Origin of the sequence: Streptococcus sp. HSISS3, assembly GCF_000448605.1 — a bacterium.
Taxonomy (GTDB): Bacteria; Bacillota; Bacilli; order Lactobacillales; family Streptococcaceae; genus Streptococcus; species Streptococcus raffinosi.
Map to the genome: position 1 here is coordinate 1,091,790 of NZ_CM002130.1, position 2,550 is coordinate 1,094,339.

Annotated in this window: 3 protein-coding genes and 1 pseudogene; all 4 read left to right on the forward strand. The window is 40.2% G+C overall.

Going from position 1 to position 2,550, the window contains the following annotated elements; all coding sequences use genetic code 11:
* A partial coding sequence (locus HSISS3_RS05130; RefSeq protein ID WP_042771846.1) for an amino acid ABC transporter permease occupies nt 1–426 on the forward strand: 426 nt, incomplete at its 5' end.
* Nucleotides 427–608: 182 nt separating this feature from the next.
* Nucleotides 609–1,376, forward strand: a complete 768-nt coding sequence (locus tag HSISS3_RS05135) for an amino acid ABC transporter ATP-binding protein (protein WP_008534491.1) — start codon at nt 609–611, stop codon at nt 1,374–1,376.
* 11 nt (nt 1,377–1,387) lie between these two features.
* Nucleotides 1,388–2,220 (forward strand): annotated as a pseudogene (locus HSISS3_RS05140) (transporter substrate-binding domain-containing protein).
* A gap of 17 nt (nt 2,221–2,237) precedes the next feature.
* The coding region (locus HSISS3_RS05145) for an ABC transporter permease subunit (protein ID WP_042771849.1) at nt 2,238–2,550 on the forward strand (313 nt) is incomplete at its 3' end.

Here is a 2,550-nt window from a genome sequence, read left to right on the forward strand (position 1 = left end):
TTCCAACTTAAGTCTACAGCAGCAGGAATTACCTCTTTCACAGTCTTCACGTCTGCTGCCTTGGCAGAAATTATTCGTGGGGGACTCAACTCTATTGACCATGGACAAACGGAAGCTGGATTGTCTCAAGGACTTACCAATAAGCAAATCTTTGTTTACATTATCTTCCCACAGGCTATCCGTAAGATGTTGCCATCAATTATTTCTCAGTTTGTAACAGTCATCAAGGATACTTCTTTCCTTTACTCTGTTATTGCCTTACAAGAATTGTTTGGTAAGAGTCAAATTTTGATGGGGGGTTACTACGAACCAAGCCAAATTTTTACCTTGTACGGTATCGTGGCTTTAGCTTATTTCGTGGTTAACTTTGCCATCTCTAGCTACTCTCGCTACCTCTCTAAACAATGGGAACAAGCTAGTGAATAAGAAACTCGCCTTCGGGTGGGTTTTTCGTTTACTCATATTTATATAAAAAAGTGATTAATTATATAGTAAAAGGCGAACGTTTTGAAAGAATATTCGGAATTTTTTGACATTCAGCTTCACTTATGCTAAAATTTATTGTATGTTAGATAATCTAACAAGAATTCCCATTAAAGGAGACTCTTATGGCACTTATTGAATTTAAAAATGTAAATAAATATTACGGAGACTATCATGCGCTTCGTGATATCAATCTAGAAATTGAAAAAGGACAAGTTGTGGTTCTCTTGGGACCTTCTGGTTCCGGAAAATCTACCCTTATCCGTACAATTAATGCTTTGGAATCTATTGAGAATGGGACCCTCATCGTTAACGGACATAACGTTACTGAAGCATCTGCCAAAGATTTGGTTGAACTTCGTAAAGAAGCTGGTATGGTTTTCCAACACTTTAACCTCTACCCACACAAAACCGTTCTCGAAAATGTAACCTTGGCACCTATCAAGGTTCTCGGCATCAGTAAGGCTGAAGCTGAAAAGACTGCTGAGAAATTCCTTCGCTACGTTAACATGTGGGACAAAAAAGATTCTTATCCAGGTATGCTTTCTGGTGGACAAAAACAACGTGTCGCTATTGCTCGTGGTCTTGCCATGAATCCTGAGCTTTTGCTCTTTGACGAACCAACATCAGCCCTTGACCCTGAAACTATTGGTGATGTTCTGGCCGTTATGCAAAACCTTGCCAAAGGTGGCATGAACATGGTAGTTGTTACCCACGAAATGGGATTTGCCCGTAGTGTGGCTGACCGTATTATTTTCATGGCCGAAGGTCAAATTCTTGTTGACACTACTGATGTGGATGGTTTCTTTGACAACCCTACGGAACCTCGTGCTGTGCAATTCCTTTCTAAGATTATCGATCACAACTCTGATCGTGTTCAAGTCGACGCCTAAGGAGGTGGCCTATGATTTTCAAAAAAATCTTACGTTACCTGACAGTCGCCACTCTAGCTATAGCAACGGTTTTTCTTATCTCAAGTCATAAAACGGTGGCTGAAGATAAGAGCAAGCTCTTAAATAGTAAAGCAGTTCAAAAAATTGTTAAGCGAGGTACACTTAACGTTGGTGTTAAGCAGGACGTTCCTAACTTTGGTTACTATTCTGCTAAGACCAATACCTACGAGGGTATGGAAGTCGATCTTGCTAAAAAATTGCCGATGAGCTCAAAGTGAAAGTCAACTATATTCCAGTAACAACACAAACTCGTGAACCTCTTATGGATAACGGAACAATTGACTTACTTATCGGTACTTATACCATCAATGATGAACGTAAGGCATCTTACGCCATCTCAAATCCTTACTACTATGACCAAATTGGTTTCTTGGTTCTTAAGGATTCAGGTATTAATAAAATCTCAGATTTGAACGGTAAGACTATCGGGGTTTCTCAAGGTGCGTCAACTAAGGCTGCCTTGCAAGAATATGCCTCAGCCCACAATCTTAAGTTCAACTACGTTCAACTCGGTTCTTTCCCTGAATTGGCTGTATCTCTTTATGCTCACCGTGTAAATGCCTTCTCAGTTGATAAATCTATCCTTTCTGGCTATGAAAGCAAGAAGACAAAAACCTTGAAAGAAGGTTTCAAAACTCAAGAATACGGTATCGCTTCAAGTAAGTCTAACCAAGACTTGATTGACTATACCAACGATTTGCTGGCGAAATGGCAAAAAGACGGTAGTCTTCAAAAACTATACGATAAATATCACTTGAAACCAGCTAAGGCTGAAGACAAATAGAAAGGAGTCCTGAATATATGTATCTTTTAACTGAAACGGCTAGTCCTTTCGCTCTTGAACGTTGGGCTGCTTTCTTCGCTAACTTTGGACAATTTGCTAAAGGCTTCTTCTACACCCTCGGTATTTCGATTGGTGCCTTGATTGTTGCCCTTCTTCTTGGGCTCATCTTTGGTGCCATGAGTTCAACTCATAACAAGGTGCTTCGTGGCATTGCTCGTGTTTATGTCGAAATCTTCCAAAACACACCACTGCTTGTCCAATTCGTGGTTGTCTTCTATGGGATTTCAATCTTGACGGACGGCCATATCATGCTTCCTATTTCATTGACGG